We start from the raw sequence: 23,591 nt of genomic DNA on the forward strand, positions 1-23,591 counted from the left end.
CCGCTCCCGCCGCCCGGTTGCCCGAGCCGGGCTCCGCGCCCTTATCCTGGAACCGTCCCAGGCGTCCGAGGAGGCGTCGTGCCGCTCTCCGATCACGAGCAGCGTCTGCTCGAGCAGATCGAGCAAGCGCTGTATGACGAAGATCCGAAGTTCGCGCGCCTGTATCAGACCACCGACGTTCGCAGTCACTACCGCAGCCGGCTGATCCGCGCCGCGATCGGTGTGGTGCTCGGCCTGGCGATCCTGCTGGCCGCGGTGATCGTCCCGCTGATCCCGCTCGGCGTCGTCGGTTTCCTCGTCATGCTCGCCAGCGCCTCCTACGGCGTGGCCTCATGGCAGCGAATGGTCGGTCAGCGGGTCGGTCGGCCGGGTGACCGGCCGCGGCTGCGCCGGCGCTCCCGTCGCAGCGCGGTGCGGTCCGCCGACGGTCGATCACTGCTGGAGCGACTCGAACAGCGGTGGCAGCGCCGCCAGGACGGCAACCGCTAGCCCAGGCGGCCGCTGAGCGCCCGGATCGTCGAGGGCGGCAGCAGCGCAGCGCGGATCCAGCGCGCCCGCGACGACTGGCGCCGCATCGCCGTCCGCAGCAGGCGCACGTCGGCGGCCAGGGACGCGGGCGCCGGAGCGGGAATCGCCGCATACCTCTGCTGTTCCTCGGCGCGGGTCAGGCGCGCCAACGCCGGCAGCACCCGAGAGTCCGCGTCCGCCGGGCGTCCGCTGCGCAGCCAACCGCTCAGCGCCGTGGCGACCTGGCGCGGCGAGGTGCCCTCGGACCACGGCGCGCCGGCGTCGATCGCGGTGTCGCGGAGCTCCGCCCATGCGGCAGGTATCGAACCGCTGCCGTGGATCAGCAGAGCGCGTCGGCGTCGTAGGACCTGTCGGATCGTCGCCGGCGTGAGCAGCGCGAGGACCACAGCGGCGCCCAGCGCGAGCAGGACAAGTGCTGCGACGCCCGGTCCGGAGGAGGAGTCGCCGGCCGTGGCGTGGCTGGTGTCCCCGCCGCCGTTGAGATGACTCGTGCCACCGCCGCTCGACAGCTTGCCCGGCGTCGGGTCGGGTTGGGTGCCGCCGGTCGTCGAACTCGGTCCGCCGTGCGTGTTCGGCGCAGCCCGGGCGTAGGACGGGGTGACGGCCTGGCCGTCGCCACGCGGCGTCGGCTCGAACGGCAGCCAGCCGTAGTCGGGGAAGTACAGCTCCGGCCACGCGTGGGCGTCGTGCGTCGTCACGAGCCAGCTGCCGTCGGCCTGCTGGGTGCCGGCGGTGAAGCCCACCGCGACGCGCGACGGGATGCCGGCCAGGCGCGCCATCACCGCCATCGAGGTGGCGAACTGTTGGCAGAACCCGGTGCGGCTGTGCAGCAGGAAGTAGCTGAGCGGATCGGCACCCGCAGGCGCGGCGGGTGGGTCCGGGTTGTAGCTGAACAGGTTGCTCGTCAGATATCGCTGGATGTCCAACGCGGCGTCGTAGCTGCTGTTGGCTCCGTTGGTGATCTGGTCGGTCAGTGTGCGCACCTGCGGGTCGATGCGGGGGTGCGCGAGGTCGTCGGCCATGGTGGCGGCGACGGTCCGCGGCTCGCGGGCGAGCTGCGAGGGGGTCGGCAGGTTCGGCGAACTGACCACTGTGTAGTGCAGGCCTTGGGTCGTGTCGCTCGCGGAGAAGGCGGTCGCGGTGGCCGGGTCGTAGCGCCAGTCGCCCGGCACCGACACCGACAGCGCCGTTGCGGGCATGGGCAGCCAGCGGAACGCGTCCTGGTCGCTGACCGTGATCGACGTGGTGACCCGCGCGGTCGACGGCGGCAGCACGCCGAGCCCGTTCGTCACGCGCGCGGTGACCGGGGCGTTGAGCGCAGACGCCGTGAACGAGCCGTCCGAGAAGTTGTCCAGCGACGTCATGCGCAGGTAGCCCGGCGCCGTCGCGGTCGAGCGATACGACAACACCGGCGCGTCGACGCTGCTCGCCAGGTCGTGGTCGACCGACACGATCGGGTCGATTGTGGTGACGCTGCCGCCGCCTTCCCCCGATCCGCCGTGACCGTGGCCGTGGAAGCCGGTGTGGACGCCGGGGATGACCAGCGGCACGACCACGCTGAGCCCGATGGCGGCGACGCCGATCCGGCCGCCGAGGGAGGCGGTCGCGGCCGGCAGGTAGTCGCCGGCGGCGCGTGCCGGCGACGGCCGGGCCGGCCTCGCCGAGCCGACCGCAGTGCCCCACCGGTTGACCCGTTCGCGACTGTCGACGTAGAGCAGCAGCAGGAACCCGGCGCCGGCGACGACGAAGCTCGCGGCGTTGACGCCGTGATGGCTCGTCGCTGCAGACAGCGTGTAGAGCGCGAGTAGCGGAAGCCCGGAGAGCGCCGCACGGCGCACGGTGACCGTGAGCAGGTCGACCAGCAGCGCCACGACCGCGACCCCGATGACCGTGATCAGCTCGAGCCCGTGATGCGCGGGCACCGGCGGCGGCAGCTTGTGGATGTCGGTGAACCCGTTGCGCGCGAGCGCATCGAGCCGGCGCATCGCCGCGCCGTTCGGGATGAAGCCCGCGACCGCTTGCTGGGAGGCGAAGCGCCCGGTCACCCACAGCAGCACGACAGCTGCGGCTGCAAGCGGCTCGAACAGCGAGGGCAACGGGCTCCAGCGGACCGCGGCGCAGGTGGCGCTGACCAGCACGATCGCGCCGATCACCGGCCCTACCCAGCCGTTCGAGGCGAACACGGCGGCGAGCGCAGTCGAGGCTGCCACCGACGCGACCATCGCGGCGAGCGTGAGCCGCAGCTGGCCGCTCACCGCGGCAGTCCGATCACTGCGCCACTCCGACCGGATGGTTGCGACCGGCACCCGCGGCGCGCGCGGCGAGCCCGGCCCAGACCTGCGGCAGCGTCTCCCCGCGCTTGACCTCGACGACGTGCCAGCCGGCGCCGGTGAGCATCGGGACGACTCGGGCACGGTCGGTAGCGCTGACCGACCCGGGTGTCGCCGCCCAGGTGTCGGTGTCGAGCAACAGCGCGATGCCGGTCGAACGGTTGGCGGTGCGCAGCCGCACCAGTCGCTCGGCGTCGTCGGGGCCGACCGCTGCGAGGATCGCGACGATCAGGCCTTGACCGCCGGTCCGCTGTGCGGCCTCGACCCCGGCATGCAGGCTGGTCGACGTCGAGGCGGTGAGCGCCGCCAGCACGTCGAGCAGCGCGCCGTCGAAGCCGACTCCGCCGAGCGCGGCGGAAGAGACCTCGCCGCCGCTGTCGGTCACGAGCCGGACGTCGAAGCCGCGGCCGGCGAGATGAAGGCTGATCGACGCCGCTGCCGAGACCGCCCATTCGAGCGAGGACGCCGGACCTTCGCCTCGATGGGCGATCAGCCGGGAGTCGAGCAGTACGGCGGCTCGGCTCTCCCACGGTTGTTCCTCTCGCCGTACCGTGAGCTCGCCGCGCCGCGCCGTCGTCCGCCAGTGGATGCGCCGCAGGTCGTCGCCTTGCCGGTATTCGCGGGTCGCCACGTCGTCGTCCCCGTGAGTCGCGACCGCTCGGCTCGTGCTCTGCCCGGCGCCGCCCCACTCGCCGCGCAGCATGGCGTCGGGCAACGCGTCGACCCGGGGCGTGACGACGAGCGTGTCGACCGCCGCAAACGCGCGTGGCAGCTCGCACATGCCGAACGGGTCGAGCAGTCGCACGGTGAGCGGCCCAACCCGGTAGCGGCCGCGGGCTTCCCCGCTGAGGTGGTAGCCGACGTCGATCGGCCGGCGCGGGGCGAGTCGCTCGATGACGACCCGCGGTCGACCCCCGAGCAGGTAGGGGATGGTGTCCTCGATCAGCAGCAGGCCGGTCGGCAACCGCGACACGTTCTCGATCCGCAGCACTGCGCGTGCCTGGCTGCCGGCGCTGATCCGGGCCGGCTCGAGCCGGCGGGTGCAGCCCAACCGGAACCGAGTGCGGACGACGAGTGCCACCGCAAGAAGCGGCAGGCACGCCAGCAGCACGCCGAGCCGGAGTAGATCTGCGTTGTGCAACCCGAGGCCGACGATCGCGGAGGCCACGCCCGCGGCCAACGTGCACCGACCGCGCAACGTCAGCGAGCGCAGTCCGAGCCGCGCCGACTTCATCTTCGCCCCCCGCCGCTGACCAGCGGCCCCACTAGTGGGGTCCTCGTGCCGATCCCGGCTTGGGAGCGGCCGCGCGCGGGGTCATGCCGGACGGCGGGTCGAGGCGGCCGGCACGGGGACCGAGGCCACGATGTCCGCCAGGACCGCGTTGACTGGCCGCCGGGCGATGTGGGCATCGGCTGACAGCAGCAACCGGTGTGCCAGGACCGGCTCGGAGAGCGCCTGAAGGTCGTCGGGGAGCACGTAGTCACGCTCGTCGAGTGCGGCGATCGCGCGACCGGCCCGCAGCAGATGAAGCGTTGCGCGCGGCGAGGCTCCCAACCTGAGGTCGGGGTGGTTGCGGGTGGCGGTGACGAGGTCCACGGCGTAGCCGCGAACGCTGTCCGCGACGTGGATCTGGCGTACCCCTTCGATCAGCCGGGCGACCTCGCGGTCGTCGGCCACCGGCTGCAGCTCGTCGAGCGGCGACCCGCCGCCGTGGATGTCGAGCATCGCCAGCTCCGCCTCGGGCGCGGGGTAGCCGAGCGCGAGGCGCGCCGTGAACCGGTCCCGTTGCGCTTCCGGCAACGGGTAAGTGCCTTCCATCTCGATCGGGTTCTGTGTGGCCACGACCATGAACGGCGACTCGAGGGCGTAGGTGACGCCGTCGACGGTGACCTGGTGCTCCTCCATGCACTCCAGCAGGGCCGACTGGGTCTTCGGTGAGGCGCGGTTGATCTCGTCGCCCACGACGATGTTGGCGAAGATCGCGCCCGGCTTGAACTCGAACTCCCGGGTGTTCTGGTTGTAGACCGACACGCCGGTGATGTCGCTGGGGAGCAGGTCGGGGGTGAACTGCACCCGGCGCACCGAGCAGTCGATCGCCCGTCCCAGCGCCTTCGCGAGCATGGTCTTGCCGACGCCAGGCACGTCCTCGATGAGCAGGTGACCTTCGGCGAGCAGGACGGCAACGGCGAGGTGGACCTCGTCCGGCTTGCCCTCGATGACGCGGTCGACCGCCTCGGCGATCCGCAGCCCGGCCGCCGAGATCTCGCGCGCGCTCGGCGCGTAACTGGCGCTTCGAGCGCCGGCGCGGCTGCTGGGACGGCTCGAGGCCATGAAACCGAGTGTGTCACAGGCCTCAAGTGGAGCGAATCGCCGCCGAAGTGGTTGACAGGGGAGTGAAGTGGAGTAAGTTGGCGCGTCATGGGGAGCGGAGTGGGGCGAACGCCCGCATCGCGAGCCGGCGCTCATGAAGGAGGTGGCGGGTGTTCCTGGGCACCTTCACGCCACGCCTCGACGACAAAGGCCGGCTGTTCCTTCCCGCCAAGTTCCGCGACGAGCTCGCGGCGGGCCTCGTGATCACCCCGGGGCAGGAGCGCTGCCTGCGGGTGTTCCCGATCGCGGAGTTCGCCCGGGTGACCCAGGTCGCCAGGGAGGCCCCCACGTCACTGCGCGAGACCCGCGACTTCCACCGAATGGCATTCGGTGACGCTCACGACGAGGTGCCCGACCGGCAGGGTCGGGTGACCGTCCCGGCCGCCCTGCGCGAGTACGCCGGGCTCACCCGCGACTGCGCCGTGGTCGGGCTGAACAGCTACCTCGAGATCTGGGACGAGGCCGCCTGGCGGGAGTACAAGTCCAGCCAGGCCGACGCCTACGCCTCCCTGTCCGAACAGGGGGTGCCGGGCCTGTTCTGACCGCGTGACACCCGCACCCGCGACCAGGTGCGTGTCGTGGCCCCTGCCGACGTCCCCTGAGATCACTTCCCCGGTCTCAGGCGTCGGCGGCAGGGACCAGGCCACACACCGCTCGCGACCCAGATCCCAGCTCAGCGCCACGAAAGGACGTCATGGACCAGGTTGTCGAGCCTGATGACGTGCCGGACGGGCACGTACCCGTTCTGCTCGACCGGGTGCTCGAGCTGCTCGACCCGGCGGCGAGCGCGGACGGTGCCGTCGTGGTGGACGCGACGCTCGGCCTCGGCGGTCACACCGAGGCGCTGCTCGAACGCCACCCGCGGCTGCGCATGATCGGCATCGACCGCGACCCGCAGGCGCTGGCTCGCAGCCGCAGCCGGCTGGCGGCCCACGCCGACCGGGTGCAGCTCGTCCACGGCGTCTACGACACCCTGCCGCAGATCCTGCAGGCCGCGGGCGTCAGCCAGGTCGACGGGGTGCTGTTCGACCTCGGTGTCTCCTCGATGCAGCTCGACGACGACGACCGGGGCTTCTCCTACTCCCGAGACACCGGCCTCGACATGCGGATGGACCCGACGCGCGGCATCACGGCGGCCGAGGTGGTCAACACCTACCCCACGCGCGAGCTCGCCCGGATCCTTTCGGCGTACGGCGAGGAGCGGTTCGCCCGCCGCATCGCCGACGCGATCGTGCGAGAGCGCGCAGCCCGGCCGCTCACCTCGTCGGCCAGGCTTGCCGAGCTGGTGCGGGACGCGGTGCCCGCGGCGACTCGCCGCACCGGCGGCCACCCGGCCAAGCGGACCTTCCAGGCGCTGCGCATCGAGGTCAACGACGAGCTCGGGGTGCTCGAACGGGCCCTCCCGGCGGCGATCACCGCGTTGCGGGTCGGCGGTCGGTTGGTGGTGCTCGCCTATCAGTCGCTCGAGGACCGCATCGTCAAGCGGACGCTCGCCGCCGGCTCCGCCGTGACCGCCCCGGCAGACCTGCCCGTCGTACCTGAGGCTGCGCAGCCGCGGCTGCGGCTGCTGACGCGGGGCGCGGAGCAGGCCTCGGAGCGCGAGATCGCCGACAACCCGCGGGCGGCATCGGTGCGCCTGCGTGCCGTCGAGCGAATCCGGGAAGCGGCATGATCGCCGAGCGCAGGCGTTCGCCGTGGGCGGCGGCATCGTGAGCGCCACCTATCCGCTGCGGAAGGCGGCCGCGCAGCCGAAGCCGGGCCAGCAGCACAAGACGTGGGCACGGCCGCGACTCGTCGTCATCTCCTCGCCCACCCACAAGGTGGCGCGGGGTCCGTTCATCATTCTGGTGAGCACCCTGCTGGTCGGCGGCCTGCTCGCGCTGCTGATGCTGCACACGCTCGCCGCGCAGGACGCGTTTCAGCAGACGTCGCTCCAGCAGAAGCTCGCCGCCCTCACCGACAGCGAGCAGCAGCTCGAGCAGCAGGTGCAGACCGACTCGGCTCCCGCCGCGCTCGAGGCGCGGGCCCGGGCGCTCGGCATGGTGCCGTCCGCGATCACCGGCTACCGGCGCGGAGCTGACGGCCGCGCCATCGGCCACGTCGTGCCGGCGACTTCGACGGTCACGACGTCGGCTTCGACGTCGGCATCGACGCCCGCTACCGGCCCCACCGCCGCGACGACAGGGGCGGCGACGACCGGGACCGCGCAGCCGACCGGGACCTCCGCCGCGACTGGCGGCGCAACGCAGCCGGCCGGACAGCCTTCGACCCGGCCGACCGCGGACGCGACGCACCGATGACCCAACGCCCACCGAGTCGGCGCCGGCCTCCGGCGCGACCGCCGGCCCGGCGTACCGCGGCTCGGCGACGCGGCCCGAGCCCGCGACGCCGCCTCAACACCGTGCTGCTCGTCACGATGATGCTCACCTCGCTCATCGCGGCGCGACTGGTGCAGCTGCAGGGCGTGGACCGGGCGGCGTACTCGGCCGCGGCGCAGGAGCAGCGGCTGCACACCGTGACACTGACCGCGACGCGCGGCTCGATCACCGACCGCAGCGGCGATCCGTTGGCCGAGACCGTCGACGCGCGTGACGTCGTCGCCGACCCCTCTGAGATCGATCATCCGGCCACCGTCGCGGCGGCACTGTCGCCGGTGCTCGGGATCAAGCCGGCCAAGCTGGTGCCGTTGCTGACCGGCACCAGCGAGTACTCCCGCCTCGCGGCGGCGGTCTCACCCGCCGTCGGCGATGCCGTCGACGCCCTGGACCTGACCGGGATCAGCACGCCGGACACCAGCCGGCGGGTGTATCCCGACGGCCGGCTCGCCTCCAACGTGATCGGGTTCGTCGACGCGCAGGGTGAGGGTCGAGGCGGGCTCGAGTACGAATACCAGAAGCAGCTGGCAGGCCACAACGGCGTCGCCCACTACGAAGTCGCCGCGGACGGTGCGCCCATTCCGGACGGCGAGGACGTCGAGACCGCGGCAGTCCCGGGCGAAGGCATTCGGCTGACGCTTCAGCGCGACATCCAGTTCGAGGCGCAGCAGGCCATCGCCGCCCAGGTCAAGGCCACCGGCGCGCTGTCGGGCACGGTCATCGTGATGAACCCGAAGAACGGCCAGATCTACGCGCTCGCGGTCGCGCCCGGCTTCAACCCGAACGACCTCAGTACGGCGAACAGCGCGGACCTGGGCGATCCGGCGGTCACCGACGCCTACGAGCCCGGCAGCGTCATCAAGGCCGTGACCGTCTCGGCAGCGCTGCAGAACGGGCTGGTCACCCCCACCTCGAAGTTCGTGATCCCGAACACCTACCAGTACGACGGGACGACGTTCCACGACGCGGAGAACCACGGCACCGAGCATCTGACCCTCACCGGGATCCTCGCCTACTCGAGCAACATCGGCGCCATCCAGATCGCGAAACGAGTCGGTCCCGATCGGCTCTACGACTACCTGCGCGCCTTCGGCTTCGGCCAGACGACCGGCGTCGACCTGCCGGGGGAGAGCCCGGGTCTGCTGCTGCCGGTCGACCAGTGGTCCGGGACGACGTTGCCGACGCTGGCCTTCGGCCAGGGTCTCGGCGTGACGGCGATGCAGGTCGCCAGCCTCTACTCGACGATCGCCAACAACGGCGTACGGGTCACCCCGACTCTCATCGAAGGCACCACCGACGCCAAGGGCACCTACCACGCTGCGCCGGCGCCGTCGCGGCGTCGGGTGATCAGTGCCGGCGTGGCCACCGAGATGCGCCAGATCCTCGAGTCCGTGACGACGAACGAAGGCACCGCTCCTGCCGCGCGGATCCCCGGATACCGGATCGCGGGCAAGACCGGGACGGCCAACCGGTCGAACGGCCACGGCGGGTATTCGGGGGCCGGGTACGACGCCACGTTCGTGGGGATGGTTCCCGCCGACAACCCGAAGCTCGTGTGTGAGGTGCTGCTCGAGCGGCCGATCCGGGGCTACTTCGGCGGCCAGGTCGCCGCCCCGGTGTTCAAGACCGTCATGTCGTTCGCGCTTAGGACGCTGGGCATCGCGCCGACGTTCACCAAGGCGGCTCACGCCGCGCTCACCTGGTAGTTCTCCGGCGAATCCCGATCGCCCCACTAGCGTTTTCTCGATGTCCGAGCTCTCCGTGCGGCCGACCGCGGTCGAGGCCCGTCGCATCGCGACGCTGGTCGATCGGCTGCGCTCTGCCGGCTTCACCGACGTCGAGCTCGGGGGCGACGCCACTGTCGAGGTGACCGGCATCACCCACGACTCGCGGTTGGTTCGGCCCGGCGACCTCTATGTCGCCCGCGCCGGGGAGAACACGCACGGCATCGTTCACCTCGCCGAGGCGTCAGCCGCCGGCGCGGTGGCGGTCCTGACCGACCGCGTCGCGGCCCGGTCCGCGATTGAAGCCGGGACGCCCGCCGTGCTTGCCGTCGACGAGCCGCGCGCGGCGATGGGACCGGCGGCGGCGTGGGCGTACGGCGACCCGGCCGAGTCGATGACGCTGCTCGGTGTGACCGGCACCAACGGCAAGACGACCACGAGCTACCTCATCGACGCGGGACTGCGCGCCGCCGGCCGGCGTACCGGCCTGGTCGGCACGATCGAGACTCGCGTCGACGGCGAGGTGCTGCCGAGCGCACGCACCACTCCCGAGGCGACCGACCTGCACGCCCTGCTCGCGGTCATGCGGGAGCGTGGCGTCGACTCGGTCGCGATGGAGGTGTCGAGCCACGCGCTCGCGCTCGGCCGGGTCGACGGTGTCGTGTTCGACGTCGCGGGTTTCACCAACCTGACGCAGGACCACCTCGACTTCCACCCCGACATGGCGTCCTACTTCGCCGCGAAGGCGTCGCTGTTCAGCCCGGCCCGGGCGCGGCGGGCGGTCGTCACGGTCGACGACGAGTGGGGCCTGCGGCTTGCCGGCGAAGCAGGTGTGCCGGTGGTCACGACGGGCCGCCGTGACGGTGCTGACTGGCGACGGCACGACGAGGTGCCCGCCGCGGCCGGGTCCGACGGCTCGGTCCGGCTCACGGGTCGCGGCGACACGTTCGTGGTCGGCTGCCGGCTGCTCGGCTCCGTCAACCTGGTCAACGCGGCGATGGCGTTCGTGATGCTCGTCGAGGCGGGTGTCGAGAGCGGGCTCGCTCGCGCCGGCATCGCGACGCTTGCCGCGGTGCCCGGCCGGCTCGAGCCGGTGGACGTCGGACAGCCTTTCGTCGCAGTAGTCGACTACGCCCATACGCCCGGTGCGGTAACGGCGGCGCTGTCCGACGCGCGCGCTCTCGCAGACCCCGGTGGACGGGTGCTGGTCGTGCTCGGCTGCGGCGGCGACCGCGACCGCGCGAAGCGGCCACTGATGGGTGCCGCCGCAGCGACCGGTTCGGACCTGGCCGTCTTCACCAACGACAACCCGCGTTCCGAAGACCCGGAGGAGATCCTCGCCGCCATGCGCAGCGGCGTACCGGCCGGCCTCAGGGTCCTGGTCGAGCCCGACCGGGCGCGGGCCATCGACGCCGCGGTGCGGCTGGCGCGCGCCGGAGACGTGCTCGTCGTCGCCGGAAAGGGACACGAGCAGGGCCAGGAGACGGCCGGGGTGAGCGTGCCCTTCGACGACCGACTGGTGCTTCGCGAGTCGCTGCTGACCCACTTCGGAGCCGCCTGATGCTGGCGCTGCGGGCCGAGGAGATCGCCGCCCTCTGCGGCGGCCGGCTCGACCACGCCGACCCGACGACGCTCGTCGACGGATCGGTGGTCGTCGACTCCCGGCAAGCCGGACCCGGCAGCGTGTTCGTGGCGCTGCCCGGGGAGCACGACGACGGCCACGCGTTCGTCGGCGACGCGATCCGCCGCGGCGCCGCACTGGCGCTCGTCGACCGCGCGGTCGGCGAGCCGACGGTCGTCGTCGACGACGTCGAGCGGGCGCTCGGCTATCTGGCTGGAGGTGTGCTGCGCCGCGCGCCGGCGGTGCGGGTGTGCGGGGTCACCGGGTCATCGGGCAAGACCTCCACGAAGGACCTGATCGCCGACGTCCTCGGTCGGCACGGACCGACCGTCGCGGCGCGCGGGTCGTTCAACAACGAGATCGGACTGCCGCTCACCGTGCTCAGCCTGACCTCGGACACCGAGAGCCTGGTGCTCGAGTACAGCGCCCGAGGCGTCGGGCACATCGCGTACCTGTGCGGCATCGCCCGGCCGCGGATCGCCGTCGTGCTCAACGTGGGGAGCGCGCACCTCGGCGAGTTCGGCAGCCGGGAGGCGATCGCGACAGCGAAGGGCGAGCTGGTCGAAGCTCTGCCGGCCGACGGGGTCGCGGTGCTCAACCGCGACGACCCGCTGGTCGCGGCGATGGCGTCGCGGACCGCCGCGCGGGTCGTCACGTTCGGCGAAGCCGACGGAGCCGACGTACGTGTGGCCGACCTCGTCATCGACGACGAGGCGCGACCACGGTTCCGATTGGTGACGCCGTACGGCGAGGCTGAACTCTCGCTGAGGCTGCACGGGCGCCATCAGGCGAGCAACGCGGCCGCGGCGGCCGTCGTCGGGTTGGAATCGGGGATGAGTCTGCCTGCCGTCGTCGAGGCACTCGCCGCTGCGACACCACGAAGCGCTCACCGCATGGCGATCTCGCACCGCGCCGACGGTCTGCTCGTCGTCGACGACGCCTACAACGCCAACCCCGAGTCGATGCGTGCCGCGCTCGAGGCTCTCGCCCGTCTGGGGGATCGGCGCGACGGTGCCACCTGGGCGGTGCTGGGGGAGATGCGCGAGCTCGGCGAGGACGTCCTGGATCTGCATCGGGCGACCGGCCGCACGGCGGCCGAGCTCGGCGTGGATCATCTGGTGGTGATCGGAGACGTCGCGGCCGCGATCGGCGAGGGAGCGCGCGCCGTCGACGGCTGGCGGGGAGACTGCACGATCGTGGCGACGAACGAGGAGGCGGCGCGGCTCGCCGGCACGGCGGGAGCGCGCGACGTGGTGCTGGTGAAGGCCTCCAACGCGGCCCAACTCTGGCAGGTCGCCGAACGGGTCGTCGAAGGGCTGCCGTCGTGAGGGACGTCTTCGTCTCGGCGCTGGTCGCGCTGGTCGTCTCGCTGGTGGGCACCCCGATCGCGATCCGCACGTTCACCAGGCGCGGCTACGGCCAGCTGATCCGCGACGACGGGCCGACCAGCCACCACACCAAGCGCGGCACGCCCACGATGGGCGGCACCGTCATCATCCTGGCGACGTTGCTCGGCTACGTCGCGGCGCACCTGGTCTTCCTGAGCGGGTTCACCGCGACCGGCTTGCTCGTCCTGCTGCTGATGACCGGACTCGGCCTGGTCGGTTTCGTCGACGACTTCATCAAGATCAGCAAGCAGCGCAGTCTCGGGCTGACCAAGCTCGCGAAGTTCGCCGGCCAGGCGATCGTCGCGATCGTCTTCGGGATCCTGGCCATCCACTTCGTCAACCAGCACCATCTCGCGCCCGCCTCGACGCATCTGTCCTTCACCCGCGACTACAAGAGCTGGGCCTTCGGGACTGTCGGGTTCGTCGTGTGGGCGTACCTGATGATCACCGCGACCTCCAACGGCGTGAACCTCACCGACGGGCTCGACGGGCTCGCCAGCGGCGCCTCCTGCATGGTGTTCGGCGCCTATGTCGTCATCGCGTTCTGGCAGTACGGCAACAACTGCGTCAACGTGTCGACGACCAACTGCTACTCGGTACGCGACCCCCTCGACGCGGCGGTCATCGCCGCGGCGGCCATGGGCGCCTGCTTCGGCTTCCTGTGGTGGAACGCCTCTCCGGCGCGCATCTTCATGGGGGACACCGGCTCGCTGGCGATCGGCGGCCTGCTGGCGGGACTCGCGGTGACCACGCGTACCGAGCTGCTGCTGCTCATCCTCGGCGGGCTGTTCGTCATCGAGACGCTGTCTGTGATCATCCAGGTCGCGTCGTTTCGCGGCTTCGGGCGCCGGGTGTTCCGGATGGCGCCGTTCCACCACCATTTCGAGCTCGCCGGATGGTCGGAGAACACCGTCATCGTCCGGTTCTGGATCATCGCCGGGCTTGCGGTCGCCTTCGGGCTCGGCGTCTTCTACGCGGCGTTCCTGTCCTTCAAATGACCAGCCCCGACTTCTCGGGGCGCCGGGTCGCCGTTGCCGGCGCCGCGGTCTCGGGACTCGCGGTCGGGCGGGTGGCGCTCGACCGGGGTGCCCGGGTAGTGGTCGTCGACCAGCGGGACGACGAATCGGTCCGCGCTGCGCTGGCCCCGCTGCTGGCGGCCGGCGCCGAGGCCCGGCTGGGCGACGCCGAGTCGCCGGTCGACGCCGACCTCGTCGTGACCTCGCCCGGCTGGCGTCCCGACCAGCCGATGCTCGTCGCGGCCCAGGCCGCCGGTATCGAGGTCATCGGCGAGCCGGAGCTCGCCTACCGGATGCGCCCGTGGCTCGATGGGTTCGGGCCGCAGCCCTGGGTGGCGATCACGGGCACCAACGGCAAGACGACGACAACCGGAATGGTCGACGCCATCTTGCGAGCGGCGGGCCATCGAACCGTCGCCGCGGGCAACGTCGGCCGCCCGCTGATCGAGGTGGTGCTCGATCCCGACCCGTACGACGTGGTCGCCGTCGAGCTGTCCAGCTTCCAGCTGCACTGGAGCAGCGAGCTGACGCCGCACGTCGGCGCCGTGCTCAACATCGCCGAGGACCACCTCGACTGGCACGGGTCGATGGAGGCGTACGTCGCCGCCAAGACCGCGATCTGGCGGCGCGGGAGTGAAGGCGTCTACAACGCCGAGGACACCCTCGTCGCGGGGCTCGCCGAGGCGACCCTGTCGTGTCCGCACCCGTTCACGACCGGCGAGCCGGCGTTCGGAGGGTTCGGTGTCGCCGACGGTGCGGTCATCGATCAGATGACCAACGGCAAGACCGATACCCGCCTCGTGGAGATCGCCGACCTCGCGGTGTCCGGTCCGCACAACGTCGCGAACGCCGTCGCGGCCGCCGCGGCGACCCGGGTGTTCGGGCTCTCCGGCGGATACGACGTGCCGGTCGGCGCCGTCGGCGAGGGCCTGCGGTCCTACCGTCCCGGCCGTCACCGCAACGACGTCGTGGGTCAGGCCGGCGGAGTCACCTGGGTCGACGACTCCAAGGCCACGAACCCGCACGCGGCAGCGGCGAGCCTGTCGGCGTACCCGTCCGTGGTGTGGATCGCCGGAGGCTTGCTGAAGGGCGCCGACGTCGATCCGTTGGTCGCCGAGCAGCACCACCGGCTGCGGGGAGTCGTGCTGATCGGCCGCGATCGGGCGCAGATTGCGCAAGCTCTTGCGCGACACGCGCCGGATGTGCCGCTTGTGACGGTCGTGACGGATGAAACTAGCGGGATGGATGAGGCAGTGCAGGCTGCCGCCGAGCTGGCCCAGCCCGGCGACACCGTGCTGCTCGCTCCCGCGGCCGCCAGCATGGACATGTTCCGTGACTACGCCGAGCGGGGGGACCGTTACGCCGCGGCAGTGCGGCGCATCATCGACTACCTCTCGTAGTGGCCGCCGCCACGCGCCGCAAGACGGCGCCTGCCCCGAAGTCGCCGATCGCCGCCGTCGTCGGGCTGCTCAACCGGCCCCAGGCCTCCTACTACCTCGTCGCGGGCAGTGCGGCCGCTCTGCTGGCGCTCGGGCTGATCATGGTGCTGTCGGCGTCGAGCGTCACGTCGTACACCTCGAGCGGCTCGTCGTTCACCATCGCCTCGCGCCAGGCGCTGTGGGTGGTGATCGGGCTGCCGGTGCTGTGGCTGGGCGCCCGACTGCCGGTGCGCGCCTACCGGGTGCTCGCCTACCCGCTGCTGATCGGGTCGATCGCCCTGCTGCTCGCAGTGCTCGTGCCCGGCGTCGGCCAGAACGTGTCCGGCGCGACCAGGTGGATCGCGCTGCCCGGCGGCATGCAGCTGCAGCCGTCCGAGCCGGCCAAGCTCGCGCTCGTGCTGTGGGGCGCGGACCTGTTGTCGCGCAAGGAGAAGCGGCTCGGCGAGGCCAAGCACCTGTTGGTGCCGTTGGTGCCGATGGCGCTGCTGATCGCGCTGCTCGTCATGGCCGAGCCCGACATGGGCACCACGATCGTGCTGATGGTGGTGCTGCTCGCGCTGCTGTTCACAGCGGGCGCGCCGATGTGGCTGTTTGCCCGGCTGGGGATCGGGCTGGGCGGGCTCGCGGCGCTGCTGGCGGTCACCGAGCCCTACCGGATGCGCCGCCTCGTCGGCTTCCGTGACCCGTGCGCCGAAAGTCACGCGCTCTCGGTCGGCTACCAGGCCTGTCAGGGCCTCTACGCGCTGTCCTCGGGAGGCTGGTTCGGGGTCGGGCTGGGTGGCAGCCGGGAAAAGTTCGGCTACCTGCCCAACACCTACACCGACTACATCTTCGCGATCATCGGCGAGGAGCTCGGGCTGCTCGGCTCGCTCGTCGTGCTGGGACTGTTCGCCCTGCTCGCCTACGCCGGGATCCGGATCGCCCAGCGCTGCCGTGACCGGTTCAGCCAGCTCGCCGCCGCCGGGGTGACCGCGTGGCTGCTCGGCCAGGCGCTGGTGAACATGGGGGCGGTCGTCGGCCTGCTGCCGATCACCGGGATCCCGCTGCCGCTGGTCTCCTTCGGCGGCTCGGCGCTCGTGCCGACGATGTTCGCCATCGGGATGCTGATCTCGTTCGCGCGCAACGAGCCGGCGACCGCGAAGGCCCTGGCGGCTCGACGTCGCGCGAGGGGGCGCCGCTCGCCCCGGTTCGCCTGGGCCCGCTGACCGAGCCCTCGACCAGCTCATGAAGGCCGTTCTGGCGGGAGGCGGGAGCGCCGGCCACGTCTCCCCGTTGCTGGCGCTGGCGGATCGGCTCGTCGCCGACGACCCGGCCACCGAGATCGTCGCACTGGGGACCACGGCCGGCCTCGAGGCCCGGCTGGTGCCCGCGCGGGGCTACCGGCTGCACCCGATACCCAAGGTTCCGCTCCCGCGGCGGCCCTCCGCGGACCTGCTGCGGTTGCCCGCGAACCTGCGCCGCGCGGTCGATGCCGCGCGAGCGGCGATCGAGGAGCTGGACGCGGACGTCGTCGTCGGGTTCGGCGGCTACGTGTCCGCTCCGGCGTACCTCGCGGCGCGCCGCACGACGACCCCGATCGTGGTCCACGAGCAGAACAGCAGGCCCGGCTTCGCCAACCGGCTGGGCGCGCGGCTGACGTCGCACGTCGCGGTCACCTTTCCCGACACACCGCTGCGGCACGCGGTGCGCACCGGAATGCCGCTGCGCGCCGAGATCGTGGGTCTCGACGTCGCGGCCGCTCGGCCGGCGGCCAGGCGGGCATTCGGGCTCGACCAGCGGCGCACCACGCTGCTGGTGTTCGGCGGCTCGCTCGGCGCCCAGCGCCTCAACGAGGTCGTGCCCGCGGCGGCGGACGCCCTGTGGGAGCGCGGCGTCCAGGTGCTGCACGTCAGCGGGAACGGCAAAACGGTCGAGGTGCCCTCGCCGCCGCCCGGAGCGCCCGCGTACCGGGTCGTCGAGTACGTCGACCGGATGGAGCTCGCCTACGCCGCGGCGGACTTCGTGATCGGGCGGGCCGGCGCCAACACCGTCAGCGAGCTGACCGCCCTCGGGCTGCCGGCGGCGTACGTCCCGCTGCCGATCGGCAACGGTGAGCAGCGGCTCAACGCGCTACCAGTGGTGCAGGCGGGCGGCGGACTGATGGTCGCCGACCGCGAGCTCGATCGCGTCTGGCTGCTCGACAACGTGCTCCCGCTGCTCGCGGACCCCGCCGCGCTGGGCACCATGGGGACGGCGGCGCACGCCTTCGGCAGGATCGACGCCGACCGGCTGCTCGCGGACCTGGTCCGAACTGCGATCGGAGGATCCTGATGAGCGCCTGCACGGCCGGCGTCGCCGTCGGGTGGCCGGCGGGGTGGCGGCGGTGAGCGGGATCGTCGAGCCGGTCGGGGAGATCCCGGCCGCCGACCAGCTCGGCCGGGTCCACCTGATGGGGATCGGCGGCGCCGGGATGAGCGGGATCGCCCGGCTGCTGCTCTCCCGCGGCGTGGCGGTCAGCGGGTGCGACGCGAAGGAGTCCGCGGCGCTCGCGGCGCTGCGACCGCTCGGCGTCACCGTCTCGATCGGCCACGACCCGGCGCACTGCGCCGAGGTCGACACGGTCGTCGTGTCCAGCGCGATTCGCCCGACCAACCCCGAGCTGGAGCGGGCGCACGAGGTCGGGCGGCTGGTGCTGCCACGGGCCGCCGCGCTCGCGTCGGTGATGGCCGACCGGATCGGGCTGGCCGTCGCCGGGACCCACGGCAAGACCACGACGACCTCGATGCTGACCGTTGCGATGCACGCCTGCGGTCGCGACCCGAGCTACGCGATCGGCGGCGACCTCAACGAACCCGGGTCGAACGCCCACCACGGCACGGGCGAGTTCTTCGTCGCCGAGGCCGACGAGAGCGACCGCTCCTTCCTGCTGCTCTCGCCGCACGGCGCGGTCGTCACCAACGTCGAACCGGACCACTTGGACAACTACGGCGACCCGGCGGCGGTCCACGCCGCGTTCGAGGCCTTCGTCGGACGCGTCACGCCCGGCGGCCCGCTGCTGCTGGGTGCCGACGATCCGGGCTCACGCGCCCTCGTCGAGCCGGCCCGGGCCCGGGGCCTCGACGTCCGGACCTTCGGCGTCGCCGCCGACGCCGACGTCCGGGTCGACGACCTGGTCGTCGCACCCGGGGGCTCACGCTTCGACCTGGTCGTCGGCGGCCGCCGGCTCGGGCCGGTCGAGCTCGCGGTCCCCGGCGCCTTCAACGCCGTCAACGCCGCCGGCGCGCTCGGGCTCGGGCTCGCGGTCAGGCTGCCGTTCGCCGACATGATCCGCGGGCTGGCTGCCTTCTCCGGCGCCCGGCGCCGCTTCGAGCTGAAGGGCCTCGCCGGGGGAGTACGGGTCTACGACGACTACGCCCACCACCCGACCGAGGTGGCCAGAGGGGCGCTGGTCGCGGCCCGCGGCGCGGCCCGCGACGGCCGGGTGATCGCGGTGTTCCAGCCGCACCTCTACAGCCGCACCCAGCGCTTCGCCGCCGAGTTTGCCGAGGCGCTCGGCGCCGCCGACGTGGTCGTGGTGATGGACGTCTACGCCGCCCGGGAAGACCCGCTTCCCGGGGTCACCGGGCGGCTGATCGCCGACGCCGTGCCCGCGCCGGCCGAGGTCCACTTCGAGCCGAGCTGGGCGGCCGTCCCGACGCTGGTCGCAGAGCTGGCGAGACCGGGCGACGTGGTGATCACCATCGGCGCGGGGGACGTCACCATGATCGGCCCAGCCGTCCTCGACGAGCTTGCCGGGGCGTAGGACGTCGGGTGTCGGCGGTGGACGGATATCCGGGGCGCGACTGAGGCTCGCCCGTTGCTCGGGTTCGCCTTTTTACGTCTGCGCCGCGGGTATCCACCTACGGCCGCACAACCACGCTCGTTTCGGGCGTTGGGCCGCGCGCAGGTAGTGATTCTCAAGTTGAGATAGAGACTGGCCGAGTGAGGAACTTATGCACCGTTACGCGGGAATCATGGTCGCAGGCCTTGACCGCCGGGTGCCGTCCCCCGTAATGTCCCCGGGCTTCGAGCGGGGCAACTCCAGCCCTTCACTTGAGGTTGAGAGTTTTCCCCGACTCTCGAGGACACTCGAGCCAGTCATCGGAGCTTGGTGACCGCAGTGTCGGCGACACCTTCCCCGGGTCGCCGGCGATGCGGTCACCGCAGTGGACCCCCCGCTCCGCCGTCACAACCCGTGGAGGCATGAAGCTCGTGGCAGCACCGCAGAACTACCTCGCCGTGATCAAGGTCGTCGGCATCGGTGGTGGTGGCGTCAACGCCGTCAACCGGATGATCGAGGTCGGCCTCAAGGGGGTCGAGTTCATCGCGGTCAACACCGACGCACAGGCCCTGCTGATGAGCGACGCCGACGTCAAGCTCGACGTCGGGCGCGACCTGACCCGGGGCCTCGGCGCCGGTGCCGACCCGGCGGTCGGCCGGCAGGCCGCTGAGGACAACGTCGAGGAGATCGAGGAGGTCCTCAAGGGGGCCGACATGGTCTTCGTCACCGCCGGTGAGGGCGGCGGCACCGGGACCGGCGGCGCCCCCGTGGTCGCCCGGATCGCCCGCGAGCTTGGCGCGCTGACGATCGGGGTCGTGACCCGGCCGTTCTCCTTCGAGGGCAAGCGCCGGTCGTCCCAGGCCGAGGAGGGGATCGCGGCGCTCCGCGAGGAGGTCGACACCCTCATCGTCATCCCGAACGACCGGCTGCTGTCGATCAGCGACAAGCGGGTCAGCGTCCTGGAGGCGTTCCACTCGGCCGACCAGGTCCTGCTCTCCGGCGTCCAGGGCATCACCGACCTGATCACCACCCCAGGTCTGATCAACCTCGACTTCGCCGACGTGAAGTCCGTCATGACCGGCGCCGGCACCGCCCTGATGGGCATCGGGTCGGCCCGAGGCGACGACCGCGCCCTGGTCGCTGCGGAAGGCGCCATCGCCAGCCCGCTGCTCGAGGCGTCCATCGAGGGCGCTCACGGCGTACTGATGAACGTGTCGGGTGGCAGCGACCTGGGGCTGTTCGAGATCCACGAGGCGGCGCAGCTGGTCGCCGAAGCCGCTCACCCGGAGGCGAACATCATCTTCGGCGCCGTCATCGACGACGCGCTCGGCGACGAAGTGCGCGTCACGGTCATCGCGGCCGGCTTCGACGGTGGGATGCCGCGGGCGCGGCTGTTCGAGCCGCGGCGCGCCCAGCAGGCGCCCGCCGTGGAGCGGGAGCGGGAGCGCCCGGCGCCGGCGGTCGAGTTCGACGACGAGGAAGACGACGGTCTGCTGCTGACGGAGCTGACCGAGACCCCGCCGCCGCCCCCGGTGCGCGCCCCGCGGCGTGCGCCGGCCCCCGAGCCCGCGCCGGAGCCGGCCCGGGAGCGTGAGCCGGCCCGGGCGTCGCGGCCGACCCCGCCGCGCCGGACGATCGTCTTCGACGACTCCGACGACCTCGACGTTCCCGACTTCCTGAAGTAGCTCGTTCGACGTTGGCCGGCATCGACCTGATCGACGCCGGGTTCGCGGCTGGCCTCGTCGGCGGGTTCACCACCCGCGCGGGCGGGCACAGCCCGCCGCCGTGGGATGCGCTCAACCTCGCGCTGCACGTCGAGGACGAGCCGGCGCGGGTACTTGCCAACCGCGAGCGCCTCACCCGCCGGATCGGGAGCGCGCCCATCAGCTTCCCGCAGCAGGTTCACGGGCCGGGAGTGCTCGCCGTCGACCGTGCGACTGCGGCTGAACCCGGGATCACCCGGGAGGGCGCCCCGGGGGTCGACGCGTTGGTGACGGGCGTGCCCGGAGTGCCGCTCGGTGTCCTTGTTGCCGACTGCCTTCCGGTGCTGCTCGCCGACCGCGATCACGGGGTCGTCGCCGCGGCGCACGCCGGCCGTCGTGGTCTGGCGGAGGGGGTGCTGCAGGCCACGCTCGCGACGATGGCCGAGCTCGGCGCGACGCCCGCCACGACGATCGCCGTGATCGGCCCGGCGATCTGCGGCCGCTGCTATGAGGTTCCCGCCGAGCTGCGCGAGCAGGTGGCGGCCGTCGTCCCGGGATCGGCCTGCCAGACGCGCGCCGGCACGCCGGGGCTCGACCTGCCGGCCGGAGCCGAGCGGCTGCTGCGTGCGGCCGGCGTGTCGCAGGTGTCCCTCACCGGTCACTGCACGGCCGAGGACGGGCGCTTCTACTCCTACCGCCGCGACGGGCTCACCGGGCGATTCGCCGGGTTCGTGATGATCGAGCCCGATGCCTGACCGCCGCGGCGAGCTCACGGCCAGCTTGCGCGCCCTCGACGACCGGATCCGGCGCGCCTGCGACGCCGCAGGACGGGATCGCGCCGGGCTGACCCTGATCGCTGTGACGAAGACCTTCCCGGCATCAGACGTCCGGCTGCTGGCGCAGATCGGCGTCACCGACGTCGGCGAGAACCGCGACGACGAGGCGCGTGCCAAGCATGCGGCGTGCGCCGACCTGCCGCTGGCCTGGCACTTCGTCGGTCAAGTGCAGCGGCGCAAGGCCCGCTCGGTCGCGTCGTACGCCGACGTCGTCCACTCGATCGACCGGCCGGAGCTCGTCGCCGCACTCGGCGCGGCCGCGGCAGGGGCCGGCCGGGTCGTCGCCGGCCTGGTCCAGGTCTCGCTCGATCCGCCGGGAACCGCAGGCCGTGCCGGCGTGGACCCGGCGGGCGTCGTCGAGCTCGCCGAGCAGATCCACGCGACGGCCGGACTGGTCCCGGCCGGGGTCATGGCGGTGGCGCCGCTCGGCGCCGACCCGCGGCCGGCGTTTCGCCGGTTGGCAGAGGTCTCCGCCCGGCTGCGCGAGGTGTTCCCGGCCGCGACGGTCGTGTCGGCGGGGATGAGCGGCGATCTCGAAGCGGCCATCGAACACGGTGCGACACACCTGCGTGTCGGAACGGCGTTGTTGGGCGGTCGCGGGGCATTGGTCGGTTAGCCTTGATCGAACGTTCGGGCGCGATTTGCGCGCTCGGACGAGGCGAATGACCGGAGGACGTCGTATGGCCGGCGCAATGCGCAAGATGGCCGTCTATCTCGGGCTTGTCGAAGATGAGGACATCGATGGCGGGTACGACGACGACGCTGACTTCGACGAGCGTCCGCACGTGATCCGCCGGGGCGAGGAGCCCGTGCTGCGGGTCACCCGTCCGGACGAGGTCGCCGAGCGCCGGCCGCGGGCCGCCGCGGAGCGCCATCACGGGGTGGAGGCCGTCGACGCGCTCGAGGCCTACCGCATCACCACGGTGCACCCTCGCAACTACAACGAGGCGCGGGTCATCGGCGAGCACTTCCGTGACGGCACGCCGGTGATCATGAACCTCACCGACATGGACGACTCCGACGCCAAGCGGCTGGTCGACTTCGCAGCGGGTCTGGTCTTCGGTCGTCACGGCAGCATCGAGCGCGTCACCCAGAAGGTGTTCCTGCTCACCCCGGCCAACGTGGAGATCACCGCCGAGGACAAGTCCCGGCTGGCGGGGGCTGGCTTCTTCAACCAGAGCTGACCGGTCCCGCGAGGCAAGCGGTATCACGGTGGCCGTCGCAGCATCGATCGGGCTCTACGCGCTCTATGTGCTGATCGCTCTGCTGATTGTCCGGTTTGTCATGGATTGGGTGATGTTGCTCTCGCGTAGCTACCGTCCGACCGGGGCGGTAGCGGCTGCCCTCGAAGTCGCCTACTCGGTGACCGACCCGCCGCTGAAGGCCCTACGCCGGGTGATCCCGCCCCTGCCGCTGGGCCGGATGTCGTTCGACCTGTCCTTCCTCGTGCTGTGGGTGACCGCAGGAATCCTGATCAGCTTGCTGGCGCCGCATGCTGCCTAGACCGGCGGCAGCCGCCGGACAGTCCGCCGACCGCAGCCGAGCGGCGTGCAGGACGGGTAGCCCGGCTCGGTCCCGGGAAGGTCAACTGTCATGCCGCTGACCCCCGAAGACGTCCAGAACAAGCGGTTCACCGTCGTTCGCTTCAAGTTCGGCTACGACGAGGAAGAGGTCGACAACTTCCTCGACGAGATCGAGGAAGAGCTGCGGCGGCTGATCAGCGAGAACCGGGCGTTGCAGCAGGCAGCGGCGCGTGCGGCAGGTGCGCCCGCCCCGACGGCGGTGCTGCCGCCGTCCGCTCCGCAGCCGGCCCAGCAGCCACCACAGCCCCAGGCCGCCGTGCCGCCCGCGGTCCCGGTCCCTGTCCCGCTCCCTGAAAGCGTCGGCGGGTCCGCGATCGCCGACACCGACGACACGACGTTGCGCACGCTGATGCTGGCGCAGCGCACCGCTGAGGACGCGATCGCCCGAGCGCACGCCGACGCCGAGGAGATCCTCAACGGGGCCCGGGCGAAGGCCACGGCGCTGGAGCAGGAGCTGCGCGCGGTGCACGCCAGCCGGCTCGCGGCCCTGGAGAAGGAACGCAGCGGCCTGGTCGAGGAGATCGCGGCGCTGCGGGGTTTCGAGCGGGAGTTCCGCAGTCGGTTGCGCAGCTATCTCGAGTCCACGATCGGCGATCTCGACGCGCGGCCGAGCGTCGAGCCCGCGCCTGCCCCCGCGGCGGTGGCGGCGGCGCAGGCGGCCTCCGAGGCGCAAAGCGTGGGCCGCCACTCGGTACCCCTGCCGTCGGGGGCACCTGCGGGAGCCACGCCGGCGCCCCCGGGAGCGCCTGCACCGGGTGCGCCCACACCGGGGGCGCCTGCACCTGGGGCGCCTGCACCGGGTGCGCCCACACCGGGGGCGCCTGCACCGGGGGCGCCTGCACCGGGTGCGCCCACACCGGGTGCGCCCACACCGGGTG

21 protein-coding genes are annotated in these 23,591 nt (G+C 72.3%); 18 read left to right on the top strand and 3 right to left on the bottom strand.

Annotated features, from left to right (window positions below; all coding sequences use genetic code 11):
* Positions 1-78 precede the first annotated feature (78 nt).
* Positions 79-489 (top strand): DUF3040 domain-containing protein, encoded by a 411-nt coding sequence (locus tag VG899_08300; GenBank protein HWA66354.1) that lies wholly within the window; start codon positions 79-81, stop codon positions 487-489.
* Here VG899_08300 and VG899_08305 read toward each other — a convergent pair.
* The 3 genes from VG899_08305 to VG899_08315 form a co-directional block, all read right to left on the bottom strand.
* Positions 486-2,783, bottom strand: coding sequence for a DUF3488 and transglutaminase-like domain-containing protein (locus VG899_08305; GenBank protein HWA66355.1), 2,298 nt, complete (start codon positions 2,781-2,783; stop codon positions 486-488). The two genes, VG899_08300 and VG899_08305, sit on opposite strands and share 4 nt — an antisense overlap.
* Before the next feature lie 13 nt (positions 2,784-2,796).
* On the bottom strand, positions 2,797-4,092 hold the full coding sequence (locus tag VG899_08310) for a DUF58 domain-containing protein (GenBank protein ID HWA66356.1): 1,296 nt from the start codon (positions 4,090-4,092) through the stop codon (positions 2,797-2,799).
* An 81-nt stretch (positions 4,093-4,173) separates the two neighbouring features.
* Positions 4,174-5,190, bottom strand: a complete 1,017-nt coding sequence (locus VG899_08315) for a MoxR family ATPase (GenBank protein ID HWA66357.1) — start codon at positions 5,188-5,190, stop codon at positions 4,174-4,176.
* Positions 5,191-5,339: 149 nt separating this feature from the next.
* On the opposite strand from VG899_08315, the gene mraZ reads away from it, so the two are divergent.
* The 17 genes from mraZ to VG899_08400 all read left to right on the top strand — a co-directional run.
* On the top strand, positions 5,340-5,771 hold the full coding sequence (gene mraZ / locus VG899_08320; protein ID HWA66358.1) for a division/cell wall cluster transcriptional repressor MraZ: 432 nt from the start codon (positions 5,340-5,342) through the stop codon (positions 5,769-5,771).
* Positions 5,772-5,923: 152 nt separating this feature from the next.
* Positions 5,924-6,901, top strand: a complete 978-nt coding sequence (rsmH, locus tag VG899_08325) for a 16S rRNA (cytosine(1402)-N(4))-methyltransferase RsmH (GenBank protein ID HWA66359.1) — start codon at positions 5,924-5,926, stop codon at positions 6,899-6,901.
* A 22-nt stretch (positions 6,902-6,923) separates the two neighbouring features.
* Complete coding sequence (locus tag VG899_08330; GenBank protein ID HWA66360.1) at positions 6,924-7,529, top strand: hypothetical protein; 606 nt, start codon at positions 6,924-6,926, stop codon at positions 7,527-7,529.
* A gap of 101 nt (positions 7,530-7,630) precedes the next feature.
* On the top strand, positions 7,631-9,310 hold the full coding sequence (locus tag VG899_08335; protein HWA66361.1) for a penicillin-binding protein 2: 1,680 nt from the start codon (positions 7,631-7,633) through the stop codon (positions 9,308-9,310).
* 40 nt (positions 9,311-9,350) lie between these two features.
* Positions 9,351-10,889, top strand: coding sequence for a UDP-N-acetylmuramoyl-L-alanyl-D-glutamate--2,6-diaminopimelate ligase (locus tag VG899_08340; GenBank protein ID HWA66362.1), 1,539 nt, complete (start codon positions 9,351-9,353; stop codon positions 10,887-10,889).
* Positions 10,889-12,277, top strand: coding sequence for a UDP-N-acetylmuramoyl-tripeptide--D-alanyl-D-alanine ligase (gene murF / locus VG899_08345; GenBank protein HWA66363.1), 1,389 nt, complete (start codon positions 10,889-10,891; stop codon positions 12,275-12,277). The genes VG899_08340 and murF overlap by 1 nt, the downstream gene beginning before the upstream one ends.
* Positions 12,274-13,335: a phospho-N-acetylmuramoyl-pentapeptide-transferase gene (mraY, locus tag VG899_08350; protein ID HWA66364.1), complete on the top strand. Its 1,062-nt coding sequence runs from the start codon at positions 12,274-12,276 to the stop codon at positions 13,333-13,335. Before murF ends, mraY begins: the two co-directional genes overlap by 4 nt.
* Entirely contained in the window at positions 13,332-14,753 is a 1,422-nt protein-coding gene (gene murD, locus VG899_08355) for a UDP-N-acetylmuramoyl-L-alanine--D-glutamate ligase (GenBank protein HWA66365.1), read from the top strand. Before mraY ends, murD begins: the two co-directional genes overlap by 4 nt.
* Complete coding sequence (gene ftsW / locus VG899_08360; protein HWA66366.1) at positions 14,753-15,997, top strand: putative lipid II flippase FtsW; 1,245 nt, start codon at positions 14,753-14,755, stop codon at positions 15,995-15,997. Before murD ends, ftsW begins: the two co-directional genes overlap by 1 nt.
* Before the next feature lie 19 nt (positions 15,998-16,016).
* On the top strand, positions 16,017-17,102 hold the full coding sequence (gene murG, locus VG899_08365) for an undecaprenyldiphospho-muramoylpentapeptide beta-N-acetylglucosaminyltransferase (GenBank protein HWA66367.1): 1,086 nt from the start codon (positions 16,017-16,019) through the stop codon (positions 17,100-17,102).
* Between the two features lie 118 nt (positions 17,103-17,220).
* Positions 17,221-18,573 carry a UDP-N-acetylmuramate--L-alanine ligase gene (gene murC, locus VG899_08370; protein HWA66368.1) on the top strand — a complete coding sequence of 451 codons (1,353 nt, stop codon included), beginning with the start codon at positions 17,221-17,223 and terminating at the stop codon, positions 18,571-18,573.
* 449 nt (positions 18,574-19,022) lie between these two features.
* Positions 19,023-20,276: a cell division protein FtsZ gene (gene ftsZ / locus VG899_08375; GenBank protein HWA66369.1), complete on the top strand. Its 1,254-nt coding sequence runs from the start codon at positions 19,023-19,025 to the stop codon at positions 20,274-20,276.
* Between the two features lie 11 nt (positions 20,277-20,287).
* Positions 20,288-21,049 (top strand): peptidoglycan editing factor PgeF, encoded by a 762-nt coding sequence (gene pgeF / locus VG899_08380; protein ID HWA66370.1) that lies wholly within the window; start codon positions 20,288-20,290, stop codon positions 21,047-21,049.
* Complete coding sequence (locus VG899_08385; GenBank protein ID HWA66371.1) at positions 21,042-21,746, top strand: YggS family pyridoxal phosphate-dependent enzyme; 705 nt, start codon at positions 21,042-21,044, stop codon at positions 21,744-21,746. The genes pgeF and VG899_08385 overlap by 8 nt, the downstream gene beginning before the upstream one ends.
* 64 nt (positions 21,747-21,810) lie before the next feature.
* A complete protein-coding gene (gene sepF / locus VG899_08390) occupies positions 21,811-22,314 on the top strand; it encodes a cell division protein SepF (protein ID HWA66372.1) in 504 nt (167 codons plus the stop codon).
* A gap of 28 nt (positions 22,315-22,342) precedes the next feature.
* Positions 22,343-22,633 (top strand): YggT family protein, encoded by a 291-nt coding sequence (locus VG899_08395; protein ID HWA66373.1) that lies wholly within the window; start codon positions 22,343-22,345, stop codon positions 22,631-22,633.
* Positions 22,634-22,723: 90 nt separating this feature from the next.
* A partial coding sequence (locus VG899_08400) for a DivIVA domain-containing protein (GenBank protein ID HWA66374.1) occupies positions 22,724-23,591 on the top strand: 868 nt, incomplete at its 3' end.

This window comes from Mycobacteriales bacterium (genome assembly GCA_035550055.1).
GTDB lineage: Bacteria > Actinomycetota > Actinomycetes > JAFAQI01 > JAFAQI01 > DASZTV01.